The 15731-nt window shown below is 67.4% G+C and carries 16 protein-coding genes; 10 read left to right on the forward strand and 6 right to left on the reverse strand.

Translation table 11 applies throughout. The features are described from left to right. Positions 1 to 412: 412 nt before the first annotated feature. The 4 genes from XARJCFBP2528_RS14705 to XARJCFBP2528_RS14720 all read right to left on the reverse strand — a co-directional run bounded on the left by XARJCFBP2528_RS14705 (position 413) and on the right by XARJCFBP2528_RS14720 (position 4678). Entirely contained in the window at positions 413 to 1288 is an 876-nt protein-coding gene (locus tag XARJCFBP2528_RS14705) for a polyprenyl synthetase family protein (protein ID WP_016903976.1), read from the reverse strand. Position 1289: 1 nt separating this feature from the next. Continuing rightward, positions 1290 to 1553, reverse strand: coding sequence for an exodeoxyribonuclease VII small subunit (locus XARJCFBP2528_RS14710; RefSeq protein ID WP_016903977.1), 264 nt, complete (start codon positions 1551 to 1553; stop codon positions 1290 to 1292). Positions 1554 to 1584: 31 nt separating this feature from the next. Next, a complete protein-coding gene (gene tilS, locus XARJCFBP2528_RS14715) occupies positions 1585 to 2880 on the reverse strand; it encodes a tRNA lysidine(34) synthetase TilS (RefSeq protein WP_016903978.1) in 1296 nt (431 codons plus the stop codon). A 91-nt stretch (positions 2881 to 2971) separates the two neighbouring features. Further along, the gene (locus XARJCFBP2528_RS14720) at positions 2972 to 4678 is read right to left on the reverse strand and encodes an alkaline phosphatase family protein (protein WP_016903979.1); all 1707 of its coding nucleotides are present in this window, start codon (positions 4676 to 4678) and stop codon (positions 2972 to 2974) included. Positions 4679 to 4820: 142 nt separating this feature from the next. Here XARJCFBP2528_RS14720 and XARJCFBP2528_RS14725 point away from each other — a divergent pair, with 142 nt between their 5' ends. From XARJCFBP2528_RS14725 to XARJCFBP2528_RS14735, 3 genes are all read left to right on the forward strand, one after another. Next, positions 4821 to 6161, forward strand: coding sequence for a dicarboxylate/amino acid:cation symporter (locus XARJCFBP2528_RS14725; RefSeq protein ID WP_016903980.1), 1341 nt, complete (start codon positions 4821 to 4823; stop codon positions 6159 to 6161). A gap of 9 nt (positions 6162 to 6170) precedes the next feature. Continuing rightward, positions 6171 to 7007 (forward strand): class I SAM-dependent methyltransferase, encoded by an 837-nt coding sequence (locus XARJCFBP2528_RS14730; RefSeq protein ID WP_016903981.1) that lies wholly within the window; start codon positions 6171 to 6173, stop codon positions 7005 to 7007. 106 nt (positions 7008 to 7113) lie between these two features. Beyond that, positions 7114 to 7605 (forward strand): acyl-CoA thioesterase, encoded by a 492-nt coding sequence (locus XARJCFBP2528_RS14735; protein WP_016903982.1) that lies wholly within the window; start codon positions 7114 to 7116, stop codon positions 7603 to 7605. 149 nt (positions 7606 to 7754) lie between these two features. Here XARJCFBP2528_RS14735 and XARJCFBP2528_RS14740 read toward each other — a convergent pair whose 3' ends face one another. Both XARJCFBP2528_RS14740 and XARJCFBP2528_RS14745 read right to left on the reverse strand, forming a co-directional pair. After that, on the reverse strand, positions 7755 to 8504 hold the full coding sequence (locus XARJCFBP2528_RS14740) for a C40 family peptidase (RefSeq protein ID WP_016903983.1): 750 nt from the start codon (positions 8502 to 8504) through the stop codon (positions 7755 to 7757). Positions 8505 to 8613: 109 nt separating this feature from the next. Then, positions 8614 to 9195: a C40 family peptidase gene (locus XARJCFBP2528_RS14745; protein ID WP_047124848.1), complete on the reverse strand. Its 582-nt coding sequence runs from the start codon at positions 9193 to 9195 to the stop codon at positions 8614 to 8616. Positions 9196 to 9268: 73 nt separating this feature from the next. On the opposite strand from XARJCFBP2528_RS14745, the gene XARJCFBP2528_RS14750 reads away from it, so the two are divergent. The 7 genes from XARJCFBP2528_RS14750 (at position 9269) to XARJCFBP2528_RS23495 (ending at position 15722) form a co-directional block, all read left to right on the forward strand. Beyond that, positions 9269 to 9748 carry an FKBP-type peptidyl-prolyl cis-trans isomerase gene (locus XARJCFBP2528_RS14750; RefSeq protein ID WP_016903985.1) on the forward strand — a complete coding sequence of 160 codons (480 nt, stop codon included), beginning with the start codon at positions 9269 to 9271 and terminating at the stop codon, positions 9746 to 9748. Between the two features lie 207 nt (positions 9749 to 9955). Continuing rightward, positions 9956 to 11200, forward strand: coding sequence for a DUF418 domain-containing protein (locus XARJCFBP2528_RS14755; RefSeq protein ID WP_047124821.1), 1245 nt, complete (start codon positions 9956 to 9958; stop codon positions 11198 to 11200). Positions 11201 to 11207: 7 nt separating this feature from the next. After that, positions 11208 to 12458, forward strand: coding sequence for an NAD(P)/FAD-dependent oxidoreductase (locus tag XARJCFBP2528_RS14760; RefSeq protein ID WP_047124822.1), 1251 nt, complete (start codon positions 11208 to 11210; stop codon positions 12456 to 12458). After that, positions 12455 to 13825: a glutathione-disulfide reductase gene (gene gorA / locus XARJCFBP2528_RS14765; RefSeq protein WP_047124823.1), complete on the forward strand. Its 1371-nt coding sequence runs from the start codon at positions 12455 to 12457 to the stop codon at positions 13823 to 13825. Before XARJCFBP2528_RS14760 ends, gorA begins: the two co-directional genes overlap by 4 nt. Before the next feature lie 471 nt (positions 13826 to 14296). Next, complete coding sequence (locus tag XARJCFBP2528_RS14770; RefSeq protein ID WP_047124824.1) at positions 14297 to 14704, forward strand: MGMT family protein; 408 nt, start codon at positions 14297 to 14299, stop codon at positions 14702 to 14704. Positions 14705 to 14744: 40 nt separating this feature from the next. Continuing rightward, complete coding sequence (locus XARJCFBP2528_RS14775; RefSeq protein WP_026064941.1) at positions 14745 to 15443, forward strand: rhomboid family intramembrane serine protease; 699 nt, start codon at positions 14745 to 14747, stop codon at positions 15441 to 15443. Positions 15444 to 15560: 117 nt separating this feature from the next. Further along, entirely contained in the window at positions 15561 to 15722 is a 162-nt protein-coding gene (locus tag XARJCFBP2528_RS23495) for a hypothetical protein (RefSeq protein ID WP_386045544.1), read from the forward strand. The last annotated feature ends 9 nt before the right edge of the window (positions 15723 to 15731 follow it).

The following is a 15731-nucleotide window of genomic DNA, read 5'->3' on the forward strand; positions in this document are numbered from 1 at the left end:
GGTTTTTGGCCTGCTGGTGGCTACGCAATGACAAATACGGACATCGATGGCGACAATTCAGCAGAAAATTGCGGATCGGTTCACGCTTTTTTTGCCAGTTTACGGAAATTTACATGCGAAAAATGTACGTAAAGAGAATTTACGTTATGTGACACAGCGTAGCGCCTGCAGGGCGGTACGCTGCAACCGCACCGTGCGCTGGCGCACGGTGTGCGCAAAGGCCGGTGCGACCGCCTGAATACCGCGGACCGCTGGCATCAAACGCGCTGCTGTAGTCGCTTTCCGCGCTGGCGTTGCAGCCGCTGCAGTGGCCTCCTCACCCTGCGCATTGGCGGCGCAGGTGCCGGTGCTCTGTCGTCCGACATCAACACGCGCGGCGCGGCTGCACGGCCGCTCGAACGAACGCAGCGTGCTAGTGCGCGCGGTCCACCGCAAACCGGCCCAGCGTCGCCAGCGTGTCGCCGGGCGCACCGTAGGGCTGCAGGATGTCGTGCATGCGGGTGGCCAGTTCGGCCAGCTTGGCCTTGGCGCCGTCCATACCGAGCAGGGCCGGATAGGTGGACTTGGCTTGCGCGGCGTCCTTGCCCGCGGTCTTGCCCAGCTGCGCCGAGCTCGATTCCACATCCAGGATGTCGTCGCGGACCTGGAACGCCAGGCCCAGCGCATCGGCAAACGCATCCAGGCGTTGCTGGTGGTCGGCTGCGGCAGCGCCGGTCAGCGCGCCCATGCGCACCGCGGCGCGGATCAGCGCGCCGGTCTTGAGGGCATGCATGCGCTCGAGATCGCGCAGCGATTGCAACTGGCCGGTGGCATCGATATCCAGCGCCTGGCCGCCGCACATGCCGGCAGCGCCTGCGGCGGTGGCCAGACTCTGCAGCCAGCCGACCCGCAGCTCTGCGCTGACCGGGGCCGCAGCCAGCAACTCGAAGGCGCGTGTCTGCAGCGCGTCGCCGGCCAGGATCGCCGTGGCTTCGTCAAAGGCGATATGCACGGTGGGCTGGCCGCGGCGCAAGGCGTCGTCGTCCATTGCCGGCAAGTCGTCGTGCACCAGCGAATAGGCGTGGATCAGCTCCACCGCCACCGCGGGCGTGTCCAGGCTGTCCTCGTCGGCGCCGAACAGTGCGCCGGTCGCATACACCAGCAGCGGGCGCATGCGCTTGCCGCCGCCCAGCACCGCGTGTCGCATCGCGGCGTGCAGTCGCTGCGGTGCCAGGGTGGGGCCGGGCAGACTGGCCTCCAGGCTGCGTTCGGTGCGGCCGATCCAGTGCTCGAACAACGCCGAACTCACCTCAGCCGCCGTCCTGCGACGGCGCCTGGAAGTCTTCGGCCAGATCGGGGCGCGCGGGGTCGGTCAGCATGCGCACGCGCAGTTCGGCCTGTTCCAGTGCCTGCTGGCAGTCGCGGTACAGGCCGATGCCGCGCTCGTAGGCGGTGAGCGATTGCTCCAGGCTCTGGTCGCCGACTTCCATCTTCTGCACCAGCTGCTCGAGTTCTTCCAGCGACTGTTCGAAGCGGGCGACCGGGGATGTTTCGTTCAAGGATTTTTTGACCATCGTCAAAGTGTGCGGCGCGCAGGCAGGCGGGTCAATTCGCGTTGTCGTGGTCGCGCCATCGCAAGGATGCGCCATGCGCGCGCAGCCAGTCGTTCAATGCCGCCGAGACGATGCGGTCGCCGGCTGCCAGCACCTGGCCGTCCGCCCACAGGATCGGCAGGCGCGCGCGTTGCCAGGGCGGTAGATCCAGCGCCTGCAGCAGGTGCTTGAGCCGGTGCGAATGCGCGCGCTGCGGCAACACGATGCGTTCGCCCCCCTGGCGTGCGCGCACCAGCAGCGGTTGCGCGAAGCGCAAGCCGGGTGCGCCGTGCAACTGCAGTTGCGCGCCATCCGGCAGTGGCAGCGGGGTCGTGCCATCCCAGCAGGCCTGCCATGACACCGGCCACGCGCTGTGCGGACGCAGCAGATACAGGCACTGGCGCCAGCGCCGCACCTGCATCTGTTGCCAGGCAAAGCAGGCCTGCCGATCCAGCGCGGCGTCGTCGATTTCCTGCTCCAGGGCGGCAACGCCGTGCGCAGGCAGCGGTGGCGCTTGCGCTGCCGCCACCCAGGCGCGCAGCAGCCGCGGCCGACGTGTTGCCGGCTGCGCACGCAAGGCCGGCAGATCCAGTGCGCCGGCGGCGGTCAGCAGGCCGGGCAGCAGCGCGGTGTCCTCCTGCAGCAGCAGGTCGCTGGCATCGGCGCTCAGCTGCGCGCTGCGCGCCAGTGCCTCGGCGGCCTGCGGCCAACGCTGCTGCAGTACGGGCATCAGCTGGGTACGCAGGAAGTTGCGGTCGTGGCGGGCGTCGGCGTTGCTGGGATCTTCGATCCACTGCAGACGATGTGCCTGCGCATACGCCAGCACCTCGGCGCGCGCGTGCGCCAGCAGGGGGCGCCACAGCATGCCGGCGGCGAAGGGACGCTGCGCGCGCATCGCGGCCAAGCCGTCCGGGCCGGAAGCGCGCAGTGCGCGCAGCAGGAAGGTTTCGGCCTGATCGTCGCGATGGTGCGCAAGCGCCAGCCATTCGCCGGGCGCCAGTGCGGCGGCAAACGCGGCATGGCGTGCATGGCGTGCCGCCGCTTCCAGCCCCAGGCCACTGTCGCGCGCGACCTGTACCTGCGCGACCTGTAAGGGGACTTGCAAGGCATCGCACTGGCGCTGGCAATGCGCGGCCCAGGCATCGGCATCGGCATGCAGGCCATGATGCACATGCACTGCACGCAGCCCCGTGACGCGATAACGCGGCGTCGTTGCCAGCAGGTGCAGCAAGACGCTCGAATCCACGCCGCCGCTGTAGGCGACCAGCACCGGGCCGGGCGGCGCTGCGGGTGGCAGCAATCCGGTCATCGATGCAGATGGCGTGCTGCGACGCTGCATCCGCACGCGGGCGGCGGGGTATGCCGCGCCACCACCGTCCGCGCTGCGCGCAGCCTGCCCATCAGCGCTTGGCCGCAGTCTCGAACGTGGCCGACTGCGGCAGCTCCACCGGCACGCCGGCGCTGTCGCAGGTACCGGCCTTGCACAGGCGCTCGCGCAGGCGCGGGGTGGCCTGGACGATGACGTGGTAGATCACGTTCTCCTCCAGCGTGCCGCGGAAGGCGGCGCTGCCCGGGCCGGTGGCCCAGATGCCGACGTCTTCGCCGCCATGGCTTTCGGACTTGGTCGGCACCAGCGATTCCTGCATGTAGCTGGGCGCCTCGGTATCGACATGGGTCAGGTCCGGGCGGCCGGCGGCCGGCTCGCTGCTGCTGGGTTCGTGCGGGTACTTCTTGGGGCCGGCCGGCTGTGCGTTGCTGGCGCCGGTGTAGCCGGGGCCGTTGGCGTAGCTCAGCGTGGTGTAGGGCTGGCCGGCCAGGTCGGTAGCCAGTTGGCTGCGGTCGCCTTCTTCGCCGCCGGTGCCGCGTACCTTGCCCAGGATCGGGTTGCCGCGCACCGGGTAGCCGACGAAGTTGAGCGTATGCGAATGGTCGGCGGTGACGATGATCAGCGTGTCCGGCGGTGCGGTCTGCACGGCAGTGCGTACTGCATCGGACAGCGACACGGTTTCGTCGAGCGCGCGGTAGGCATTGCCGGCGTGGTTGGCGTGATCGATGCGGCCGCCTTCGACCATCAGCACGAAGCCGTTCGGGTCGCGCGACAGCGACTGGATCGCGGTGCGGGTCATTTCGGTCAGGCTGGGCTCGCCTTGAGGGGTGCGGTTGCGGTCGTGATCGAACTGCATGTGATCCGGCTCGAACAGGCCCAGCAGTGCGGGCGCGCCGGTGGCCGCCTGCAACTGTTGTTCGTTCCAGACGTAGGCGCCCTGCGGGTGTGCCTGCTTCCACTCGGCGACCAGGTCGCGGCCGTCCAGGCGCAGGCCGACCTTGTCGTCGTATTCCGGATCGCGTTCCTGCACGGTCTGGAACTGGCTGCGTCCGCCGCCCAGCACCACCTGCGGGCCACGCCCAAAGCGTGCGCTGGACAGCAGTTGCTGGGCGATGTCCTGGCAGCCGGCAGTGCGGGCGGACTCGGGCAGGTCGGTATCGTTTTCCCAGTTGCGGTCCGGCGAATGCGCATAGGTCGCCGCCGGGGTGGCGTGGGTGAGGCGGGTGGTGGTGACGATGCCGGTGGCCATGCCGGCGCTGTCGGCCAGCTGCAGCCAGCTCAACAAGCCCTTGCCCAGGCTGTCGGTGCAGTCGCTACGGTTGCCGCTGCTGACGCCGATCGCGCCCATATGCGTTTTCACCCCGGTGGTGATCGCGGTCATGGTGCCGGCCGAATCCGGCGTCTGCGAATCGGTGTTGTAGGTCTTGCTGAAGGCGGTGGCCGGGAACTGCTCCCACGACAGCAGGTTCTCCTCACCCGGCCCGCCCTTGCGCTGGCCATCCAGGATGCGTGCTGCCGCCACCGTGGTCAGGCTCATGCCGTCGCCCAGGAACAGGATCACGTTGCGCGCGCGCCCGGCCATCGCGCCATTGCCGGCTGCGCGCGCGGCGCCCGAGCGGTACCACCATTGCGGCGTCTCGCCGGCGGGATGCGCCACCTGCGGCACCTCCACGCGCACGGCGGCGGGCGCGGATGCGCTGATGCCGGCGCTGGACGCGCAGGCGGCGACACACACGGTGGTCAGGGCGGCGAGGGCAGGCAGGCGGTAACGCATCGGCATCGAACTCGTGACTGAATCAGCGCGCATTATGCCGGGATGCCTGGTGTCACACAGATGACACGCCGCTGTTCCAGTCGTGGCCTCGCGGGCGGCGCGGGCCTGGGCTATGGTGCATGCACTCTCCCCCCGGATGATTCGACGCATGACATTGGTCTCGGCCTGGTTGCGCATTCCGTTCTGGCAACGCGTGGTGGCCGGCTTCGTGCTCGGCGCAATCGCCGGCGCTGCCATGGGCCCGGCCGCCGATGTGTGGTTCGGCCCGCTCGGCGATCTGTACGTCACCCTGATCAAGATGATCGCGATCCCGCTGGTGTTCTTTGCGGTGATCAATGCGATCTCCTCGCTGCACGGGCAAAAATCCGTCGCCGCGCTCGGTGGGCGCACCTTCCTGTGGTTCGTCATCACCGCCGCGCTGGCGGTGGGCGTGGGCCTGGCGGTGGGCACGTTGATGCAACCCGGCGCCGGCCATTTCAGCCTGAGCGTGGATTCGGCCTGGAAACCGCGCGATGTGCCCAGCCCGATCAAGGTGCTGCTGGACGTGGTGCCCTCCAACCCGTTCTACGCACTGACCGGCATCGGCACCAAGACCAATGCGGCCGGCGAAACGGTACTGGCTGCCGGGCGCGGATCGATCCTGCCGGTGATCTTCTTTGCTGCGCTGCTGGGCTTTGCGATGGTCAAGCTCGGCGAGCGTGTGGCCGAGGCACGCAAGCTCACCGCGCAGTTGAGCGACATCATGATCCAGGTCACCCGCTTCGTGCTGGAGATGACCCCGCTCGGCACCTTCGGGCTGATCGCCAGCCTGGTCGGCAGCTACGGCTTCGAGAAACTGCTGCCGTTCGGCAATTTCGTGCTGGCGCTGTATGTGGCGTGCGCGATCCATATCGTGGTGGTCTACAGCAGCCTGTTGTTGCTGCATGGATTGAATCCGTGGAAGTTCTTCCGCGGCGCGGCGCCGGGCATGCAGGTGGCCTTCGTCAGTTCATCGAGCTTTGCCGCGATGCCGGTGGCGATGCGCTCGATCACGCACAACCTGGGCGTCAGCAAGGACTACGCCGCGTTCGCGGTGCCGCTGGGTGCCAGCATCAAGATGGATGGCTGCGGTGCGATCTTCCCGGCCCTATGCGCGGTGTTCATCGCCCAATACACCGGCGTGCCGCTGACCGCCAACCAGTACTTCGTGGTGTTGATCGCCTCGGTGCTGGGCAGCTTCGGCACCGCCGGCGTGCCCGGCACCGCGGTGATCATGGCCACGGTGGTGTTGAGCGCGGCCAATCTACCGCTGGAAGTGATCGGCTACCTGTATGCGATCGACCGCATCCTCGACATGATGCGCACCATGACCAACGTGACCGGGCAGATGCTGGTGCCGGTGCTGGTGGCCAAGGAAACCGGCCTGCTCGACAAGGCGGTTTACGAGTCGGCCTCGACCAATGTGGGCCTGGAAGATCCGCTGACCGATCGCGCGCCGACGCAGCGCTGACCGCCGCCGATGCGCGCCGGATTTCCCACGCTGCGTGATCGCCTGCAGCAGTTGCCCGAGTTGCACAGCGTCGATGGCGTGTTGGTGCAGCGGTCGTTGGCCGACGACCCGCTCGAGCAGCAGTATCTGCAGGTTCGGCGCAAGGAAGGCCGGCTCTACACCGATGCACAGGTGCGCAGCCTGCCGCGTCCCGGCGGCAAACTCGGTGCCAGTCTGGAATGGCAGGTGCGTGCGCTGTCCAGCGCCTTGCTGGTCCAGCACCTGCGCGCGCAGGCAGGCGAGGGCGCCATTGCCGAACTGGGCTGCGGCAACGGCTGGCTATCGCAGCTGTTGGCGCAGTCGCTGCAGCGCGACGTCTGCGGCATCGACGTCAACCGCACTGAACTGACCCAGGCCGCGCGCGTGTTCGGCCACGACCAGCGCCTGAGCTTTATCGCCGCCGACATCCAGACCCTGGCGCTGCCACGCGATCTGTTCGACGTCATCGTGGTGCCGGCCTGCATCCAGTATTTCGCCGACCCTGCGGCATTGGTCGTGCGCCTGCTCGCCCAACTGCGCGACGGCGGCGAGCTGCACATCCTCGACAGCCCGCTGTATGCGGATGCACAAGCCGCCAACGCAAGCGCCGCGCGCAGCCTGCGCTACTTCACCGAACTGGGCGTTCCGGCGCTGGCCGCGCATTACCACCAGCACACCTACGCCAGCTTCGACCGCTTTGTGGTGCAGCGACTGTTCGACCCGCGCCGCCCGGGTGCGCGCCTGCGGCGGATGCTCAGGATGAAACAACCCCACTTTCCCTGGCTGTGTCTGCGCAGGCAGGACAACCTGGATGCGCTGCGTTCGTGAGTGAAGCGTCGGTCCTGCCGGACGCGGCGTCAGGCGTTTGCGTTGGGCGCGCTGACGTCCCACCCGCATGGCACACTGCCAGCTCATCCATTGACGGGGGCGGGCGGTGATTGGCCAACAGCGTGATCTGACATTTCGTTTTCTGGCCGAGCCCAGCGACGTCAACTTCGGCGGCAAGGTGCATGGCGGCGTGGTGATGAAGTGGATCGACCAGGTCGGCTTTGCCGCAGCCAGTGGCTGGAGCGGGCATTACTGCGTCACCGTGGCGGTGGGCGGCATCCGTTTCGTGGCGCCCGTGCGGATCGGCGATCTGGTCGCGGTGTCGGCCAAGCTGGTCTACACCGGCCGCACCAGCATGCACTTCGCCATCGACGTGCGGGCGCGCAGCCCGATGGGCGGCGACTCGCGGCTGTGCACGCATTGCATCATCGTGTTCGTGGCGATGGACCCGGATGGTGTCACGCCGGTGGAAGTGCCTTCCTGGCGGCCGGACACGCCCGAGGATCAGCGCCTGGCCGAGTACGCGCTCAAGGTGATGGAACTGAGCAAGGGCATCGAGGACACAATGGCGCATTACCAGGCCGATGCCGCGCGCTGATCGCGGTGGCAAGGTGCGCGGTGCTGCGTACGTGACCCAGATGCGTGCGCGGCGACGGTAGGGAGCTTCCGCGCAAAGACCGTCCACCACGAGAAAGGCCGCGGGATCTCCGCGGCCTTTCTGTCGTGCAGTGGATCAGCTGCTCGGGATCACAGCACCCGACGTGCCTGGATGAACTTCTCGCTCCAGTAACCGCTGGCCAGCGAATCCACGCGCACGTCCTTGCCGCGGCTGGGTGCGTGCAGGAACTTGCCATCGCCGACCACCAGGCCCACGTGGTCGATGCGGCCACGCCTGCCGAAGAACACCAGATCGCCTGCCTTGAGCGCGTTGGGGTCCTTGATCAGTTCTGCAGACTCGTCGCGCGCGATGTCGCGCGACACGCGCGGCAAGTCGATGCCCAGGGCGGTCTTGAACACGTAGCCGACCAGGCCGCTGCAGTCGAAACCTTCGGTGGACTCGCCGCCCCAGACGTACGGGGTGCCGAGCAGGGCCATGGCGCGTTGCAGGATCACCTGCACACGGCTGTCGGCCACGGCGTTCTGGGCAGCATTGGCTGCGCTCTGGGAGACGTCGTAATTGGCCAGCAGGCGGCTGAGGTCACCGGCGAACATCGCCGAGCGGTCCATCAGCGGAATGGCGTCGTTGGCGGCCAGGTGCGGAAGCAGGGCGGCCAGTGTTGCGGTGGCAGCGGCGTCGGCGCGGCTGCGGGTTGCGGCTTTCTCGGCGGCGACGGCGCTGTCTGGCGTGGTCGTCTGCGGAGCGGATGCGGTGCCGTTGGCGGTCTGGGCCAGGGCGGGTAGGGCTGCGAGCCAAAGGGCGGTGGCGCATAGCAGGCGGAGCGGTTTCCGGGGCGGAAGCGGTGCGGCGCCAGTGTTGATCTGTTCGTCGTTCGTCACGCGGGAATCACAATTCTGCTGTCGATGCGGGATGATGCCTTGGTGAAAGAATCGTTACGTTCAAAAAAGGTTAAATTTCCGTTTTATGAAACGTGATGTGCATCACATATCAGGGCAAAACCCGCTTTGAACCTGAATAATGGTCACGCCAGTAGGCGCCATCCAGGAAATCCAAGCGGACGGTACCGCCGGTATTCGGAGCATGTACGAAGCGGCCTTCACCGACATAAATGCCGACATGGGTCACGTTGCCGCTGGAGCCGAAGAACACCAGGTCGCCGGTGGTCAACTGCTCCGGCGGGATGCGCGGGCCCTGCACCGCGGCCAGCTCACGCGAGGTGCGTGGCAGCGACAGTGCCAGTACATCCTTGTAGACATAGGTAACCAGCCCGCTGCAGTCGAAGCCGGTTTCCGGCGTATTGCCGCCGAAGCGGTACGGCGTGCCGACCAGGCCCAGCGCGCGCATCAGGATGTTGTTGGCGGCGGCCGGGTTGGACGGCGGCACCTGCGGCCAGACGCGGGGTGCCGCTGGCGGGGTGGCGGCCGGTCGACGGACCGGCGCCTGTGCGCAACCGCCCAGCAGCACGAGCAGGCCCAGCAACGAACTGACCGCGGCGTAGCGGGCGCGGGCGGCGAAAACTGGCGTGATATGCATGGAGCCGGGATAATGGGCGGTTCGAAAGGTCGCCATGATGGCGGCGCACCCGGCGGCCGACAAGCCGTCCTCCACCGTCTGCCACCGGGCAGCCTATCCAGAGCCAGGCATGAAGATCGAAAAAGACAGCGTCGTCCGCTTCCACTACACCGTTTCCGAGTTCGGCCAGGAGCCGATCGAGAGCTCCAAGGAGCGTGACCCGTTGGCGATCATGATCGGCCACGGCAACATCATTCCGGGCCTGGAAGCGGCCATGATGGACAAGGAAGCCGGCGACAGCTTCGGCGTGGACGTCAAGGCCACCGAAGCCTACGGCGAATACCGCGAAGGCCTGAGCCAGCGCGTGCCCAAGAAGCACTTCGGCGCCACCAAGCTGGTCCCGGGCACCCAGGTGGTGCTGCAGACCAACTTCGGCCCGCGCGCAGTGACGGTGCAGAAGGTCGGCATGAGCGTGGTCGACGTCGATCTCAATCACCCGATGGCCGGCAAGGACCTGCACTTCGACGTGGAGATCATCGAGGTGCGCGAAGCCACCCAGGAAGAGCGCGACCACGGGCATGTGCATGGCGAAGGCGGCCATCACCACTGAGCGCAGTCCTCACACGGCCCGTGTGGCAGGCGGACCGATGCGGGCAACCTGTAGGATCGGCATGCACCGCACGGTGATGCCGGCTTGCACGCGCCGATCGTGTCCGTGTGACCAGCGTTGGCTGGATGTGTTTCCGCGGCCCGCCATCTCGGCGGGCTGTTTGCATGTTGCGCGCCGCGATCGCCGCGCCGCGCTGCCCGAGCCGAGATGACTTCGCGCGATCCTCTGCTGCCCATCGCAACCAGCGAGCGAATCGCGGTGCTCGACGTGCTGCGCGGTTTTGCGCTGCTGGGCATCCTGCTGATGAATATCGAAGCCTTCGTCGGCCCGCTCGATCTGGCGGTCACCGGCGTGGAGCCGCATTGGCACGGCGCCGACCGGGTTGCCGATGCGCTGGTGTACCTGTTGGTGCAGGGCAAGTTCTACACGCTGTTCTCGTTGCTGTTCGGCATGGGCTTTGCGGTGATGGCGCAACGCGCCGCGCAGGCCGGGCGCGCGTTGTTGGGCACCTATCTGCGTCGTACCGTCGGGCTGCTGGTGATCGGGCTGCTGCATGCGTTGCTGCTGTGGTCCGGCGATGTGCTGGTCACCTACGCCTTGCTGGCCTTGTTGCTGCTGGCCACACGCTCGGTGCCGACGGTGACGCTGCCGTGGCTTGCCGCGCTGGTCTACTGTTGCGCGCCCGCGTTGATGCTGCTGTACGGCGTCGCAGGCACCTTGATGCAGCTCGATCCGGCGGCTGCCGTGGAATGGAAAACCGCGGTGGCCGATGCGGCGCAACAGGCGGCAGCGAACGTGCAGGCACAGCGCGCCGCCTTCGGGAGCGGCAGCTATGCGCAAGCGACGCTGCAGCGCTGGCACGACCTGCAGCACGCGATGACCGGGCTGAGCATCAATGGCCCGGCGATGCTCGGCATGTTCCTGCTGGGCAGCTGGTTTGTGCGCAGTGGCGCGATCGCCGCGCCCGAGCGCTTCCCGCGCCTGTTTCGGGCCCTGCGCTACGGGGTGCTGCCGCTCGGGCTGGGCGTGATGGGGGTGAGCTACGCGCTGGAACCGTGGATCGATCCGGCGCGGCTGGATCTGCGCCTGTCGGGTGCGTTCGCGTTGTCGCTGATTGCCGGCCCGCTGATGAGCCTGGGCTATGCGGCGTGGGTGGTGCGCCTGGCGCCGCGCCTGGCATGGCTTGCGCCCGCCGGGCGCATGGCGCTGAGCAACTACCTGCTGCAATCGCTGGTGTGCACGTGGATCTTCTACGGTTACGGGCTGGGCTATTTCGAGCAGCTGCCGCGCGTATGGCAGCTGCCGTTCGCGCTGGCGCTGTTCGCGCTGCAGGTGGTGTTGAGCCAATTGTGGTTACGCTGGTTCCGCTTCGGGCCGATGGAATGGCTATGGCGTAGCGTGACCTATCTGCGTGTGCCGCCGATGCGTCGCAGCAACGCGCGCGTGGGGTAGTGCACACATGAGTGCCGCGCCTGTCGATGTGGTGGTGGTCGGTGCCGGTGCCATTGGGCTGGCGACTGCGCTGGCACTGGTCGAAGCGGGCCGGCAGGTGCACGTGCTCGATGCCGGTGCGGTGGGTGCGGCGACGTCGTACGGCAACTGCGGCACCATCACGCCGAGCCATGCGCCGCCGCTGGCAGCGCCGGGCATGATCGCGCAGGCGCTGAAGTGGATGCTGACGCCGGACGCGCCGCTGTATATCCGGCCACGTCTGGACCCGACGCTGTGGCGCTGGTTGCTGCAGTTCGCGCAGCGTTGCAATACGCGTCACTGGCAGGCCAGCGCGCAGGCGCGCGCGGCGTTGCTGGGCGATGCGCGGCAACGCTTCGACGACTGGGTCGAGCGCTATGCGCTGGACTGCGAATTTCGCAGCGATGGGCTGGACTACGTGTTTGCCGACGCGCGCCGCTTTGCGCACTATCGCCACGAGTGCGGCATGCTTGCGCAGTGGGGTATCCAGGCCGAGATGATCGAGGGTGCCGACTACGTGCGCCAGGATCCGGCATTCCGCGCGGGCATTGCCGGTGCGATCCATTTCCCCGGCGATGCGCATCTGCGCCCGGAGCGCTACACCGCAGAACTGGCAAGAGTGCTGCGCGCGCGTGGTGCGGTGATCCAGGCGCAGTGCCGCGTCGATGCGGTGGTGCCGGACGCATGTGGCGCGTGCGTGCACACCGCGCGTGGGCGACTGCAGGCGCGCGAGGTGGTCATCGCAACCGGCCCATGGTCGCCGCTGCTGGCGGCGCAACTGGGCTTGCGTCTGCCGGTGCAGGCCGGCAAGGGTTATTCGATCACCTATACCGCCCCGGCGCTGATGCCGCGTCGCCCGGTGGTGCTGAAGGACCGTTGGGTGTTCGTGGTGCCGTGGCGCGATCGCCTGCGGATCGGCAGCACGATGGAATTCTCCGGGCACGACACCCACCTCAACCCCACGCGCCTTGCGGCACTGGAGCGCGCAGCGGCCGATTATCTGCATACGCCGGCCGGTCCGGCCGTGATCGAGCGCTGGTATGGATGGCGACCGATGACCTGGGACGACGTGCCGGTGCTGGGCGCGGTGCCGGGCCGTCCTCACGTCTGGCTCGCAGCCGGACATGGCATGCTCGGCATCAGCATGAGCACTGCAAGCGGACAACTGATGGCCGACCTGATCACGGGCCGCGCACCTGCGCTGGACCCGCATCCCTTCCGGGCGGAGCGCTTCGCATGAGTGCCCGGTACGACTACGACGTGGTGATCCTGGGGGGCGGCTCCGGTGGGCTGGCCGCTGCGTTTCGCGCGGCCAAGTACGGTGCGCGCGTGGCGATGATGGAGCCGAACGAATTGGGTGGCACCTGCGTCAATCTCGGCTGCGTGCCGAAGAAGGCGATGTGGCTGGCGGCCGATCTGGCCGGCAAGATCGAGCTGGCCGGGGCGCTGGGTTTCGATGTGCCGCGACCGACCCTGGCGTGGCAGGAACTGGTCACCCACCGGCAGGGCTATATCGGCAACATCCACGCCAGTTATCGGCGCCGCCTCAACGAAGATGGCGTGGTCATGATTCCGCAGCGTGGTGTGTTGCAGGATCGCCATACCATCATGGGCGGTGACGGCGTGCCGGTGACCGCCGAGCACATCGTGATCGCCACCGGTGCGCACCCGCTGCGGCCGGACATCGAAGGTGCCGAGCACGGTGAGGTGTCCGACGATTTCTTCAATCTCTGTCATGCGCCCGCGCAGGTAGCGATCATCGGCGGCGGCTATATCGCGGTGGAAATCGCCGGCCTGCTGCAAGCGCTGGGCAGCCGTGTGCATCTTTTCGTGCAGGGCGAGCGGTTGCTGGAACGCTTCGATGCCGAGCTGACCCTGCAACTGGCCGACAACCTGCGGCATCTGGGCGTACGCCTGCATTTCGGTTTTTCCACCACCGGCCTGGAGCGCGATGCAGAAGGCAGGCTGCGCGTGCATGGTCATCCCGCGCACCCCAGCGAGCAGGGCAACGACGTCTTCGACAAGGTGTTTTTCGCCACCGGCCGGCGTGCCAACACGGCAGGGCTGGGTCTGGAAGAGGTCGGCGTGCGCCTGGGCGACAAGGGCGAGGTGGTGGTGGACGAAGGCCAGACCACCAGCGTGCCGAATATCCATGCCATCGGCGATGTCGGCGGCAAGGTCGGACTGACGCCGGTGGCGATCACCGCGGGGCGCAAGTTGATGGATCGCCTGTTCGGCAAGCAGCCGGATGCGCGCATGGACTACGAAGGCGTGCCAAGCGTGGTGTTCTCACATCCGCCGCTTGGGCAGGTCGGGCTGACCGAGGAACAGGCACGCGCGCGGCACGGCAGCGCGGTGCGCATCTACCGCAGCAACTTCCGCCCGATGTTGCACGCGCTGGCCGACGCGCCGCAGCGCAGCCTGTTCAAGCTGGTCTGCGTGGGCGAACAAGAGCGCGTGGTCGGCGTGCATCTGTTGGGCGAGAGTGCCGACGAAATGCTGCAGGGCTTTGCGGTGGCAGTGAAGATGGGGGCGACCAAACGCGACTTCGACGAGACCGTGGCGATCCATCCCACCTCGTCGGAAGAGATCGTGTTGATGCACTGATGCACTGATGCATTGGTGCGGCAGTTGTGGCCGGGCCAACGAGGGCATCAGTCCCTGGCCAGATGCAGTGACTGACGTCGGCCCCTGCGTTTCATAACTTGCTGCAGCCCCGCGCAACACTGCACACCACTCCTGCACCCGACGTAGGTGCGCTTGACGCAGGCCAGGGCCATGCCAGCGAACGGACCAAAGCCCCTCTCCCCTTGGGAGGGGGGGTGAGGGTCCGGCAAATTCGATGCATCACTCAGCTGCCGATCTGCCGTCCCAGCCGGCCACGCCTCATCCGGCCTTGCATGGAAGTTGACCGCTCTGCTTGTCCGCCGTGCCTCGTGCCGCCCGAACCCTCACCTCAATCCCGCTTCGCGCTGTCGGCCAAGGCGCGTCAAGACACGCGCACCGACAGCGCGCAAACACTGCCTCCTCGCTCGGACGGAAGAGGGATTTCAATCCCATAGCTGGCATCCTTGCGCGATGTCCAAGCCCCGCAAACCAACGACGCGTCGATCGGCCAACCCCTCTGCGCGCGCCGTCTCCAACGCCGAGCCGCTCTCCGGCGAACAGGCGCGACTGCGCATTCTTGCGGCGATTCGTGCAATACCTTCCGGCCAGGTTGCCGGCTATGGCGAGGTCGCACTGCGCGCCGGCCTGCCCGGGCGGGCGCGGCTGGTGGCGCGCGTGCTCAGCGGCAATGACGATCCGCAGCTGCCCTGGCACCGGGTGCTGCGCAGCGATGGCCGGATCGCGTTGCCGGAAGGCTCGTCCGGCTACCGTGAGCAATGTCGGCGGCTGCGTGCCGAAGGCGTGGCGGTCGAGCAGGGCCGGGTGCGCCGTGCGAGTGCCGCGCAAACCCTGGATGCGGCCGTGTGGGGACCTTCATAAGCCTGCCGTTATGATGGTTGGCATTCCGAAGGATGCCGTCATGCCCCAACTGCCGCCCGTCACCAAAGCGTTGTTGATCGCCAATATTGGCTTGTTCCTGCTGCAATGGGCATTGGGCGACCTGGGCGCCGGCGTGCTGCCCTCCGATGCGGCGCTGTCGTCGTTGATGCTGTGGCCGATTTCCAACGGCTTCGATGCGTTCTCGCCCGGCGCCAGCTTCATGCCGTGGCAGTTGCTGACCTATGCGTTCCTGCATGGCGGTTTCAACCATCTGTTCTTCAACATGCTGGCGCTTTTCATGTTCGGCGCGGCGCTGGAGCAGACCTGGGGGCAGAAGCGCTTTCTGACCTATTACCTGGTGTGCGTGGCCGGTGCCGGCGTGTGTCAGTTGCTGATGGCCTGGTTCACCCAGAGCGGGGCGCCGGTGGTGGGGGCGTCGGGCGGGGTGTTCGGTCTGTTGCTGGCCTACGGCATGCTGTTCCCCAATCAGCGGGTGATGCTGCTGTTTCCGCCGATCCCGATGAAGGCGCGCACTTTCGTGATCGTGTTCGGTGCGATCGAACTGTTCCTGGGTGCAACCGGCTGGCAGCCGGGCGTGGCCCACTTCGCGCATCTGGGCGGCATGCTGTTCGGCTGGCTGATGATCCGCTACTGGCGCGGGCAGTCGCCGTTTGGCGGCAGCGGCGGCAGGAAGGGCGGTGGCAAGGGGCGCAAGCCGCCGCTGCGTGTGGTGCGCTGAGGCCTGGCAACGCCCTGATCCGTAGGAGCGGCCCTGGCCGCGATGGGGTTTTACCGGTAAGGCTTCATCGCGGCCGGGGCCGCTCCTACCAAGCGTGCGCTGTCAGGTACGCAACGGATGGATGACGGGCAGCCGGGCGAGGCCCACTTTGCGCATCTGGGCAGCATGCTGTTCGGCTGGTTGATGATCCGTTATTGGCGCGGGCAGTCGCCGTTTGGCGGCAGCGGCAGGAAGGGCGGTGGCAAGGGGCGCAAGCCGCCGTTGCGTGTGGTGCGTTGAGGCGTGGCA

The organism is Xanthomonas arboricola pv. juglandis (assembly GCF_001013475.1).
GTDB classification, from domain to species: Bacteria; Pseudomonadota; Gammaproteobacteria; order Xanthomonadales; family Xanthomonadaceae; genus Xanthomonas; species Xanthomonas arboricola.